Raw genomic sequence first — 432 nt, 5'->3', positions numbered from 1 at the left:
GTCCTTCGCCTTCCTGACTGCCTATTTCATGAAGGAGCCGGACGAGGCGATCCGCCGCTCGCATGCGGCCATGCAATGCGCATCGCTGCTGCGCGAGGCGATGTGGAGCATGGTTTCCGAACTTTATCTCGACGCGCCCGGCATCGACTACGTTGCCTATACCGACGAAAACCTGACGCGGCTCGATGCCGCGCTGGAAAACTACCGAACGAAATACGGACAGAAGTCATGACATTGCCCGCTCACGCCGAGATCGTCGTCATCGGCGGCGGCATCATCGGCTGTTCAACGGCCTATCATCTGGCGCGTGACCACAAGGCCGATGTCGTGCTTTTGGAACAGGGCAAACTGACTTCGGGCTCCACATGGCATGCGGCGGGGCTGGTCGGCCAGTTACGGTCGTCGGCCTCTATCACCCGCGTGCTCCAATAT

At 60.2% G+C, this 432-nt stretch carries 1 protein-coding gene; it reads left to right on the top strand.

Features of this window, described 5'->3' with window-relative positions; all coding sequences use genetic code 11:
• Positions 1-75: 75 nt before the first annotated feature.
• On the top strand, positions 76-432 hold a 357-nt coding region (locus tag EOA86_RS41655), incomplete at its 3' end, for an FAD-dependent oxidoreductase (protein ID WP_348633396.1).

The sequence above is a fragment of the Mesorhizobium sp. M5C.F.Ca.IN.020.32.2.1 genome, assembly GCF_004023105.1.
Taxonomy (GTDB): Bacteria; Pseudomonadota; Alphaproteobacteria; order Rhizobiales; family Rhizobiaceae; genus Mesorhizobium; species Mesorhizobium wenxiniae.
Note: the sequence above shows the minus strand (reverse complement) of the source record. Positions and strands in the feature narration are given on the sequence as shown.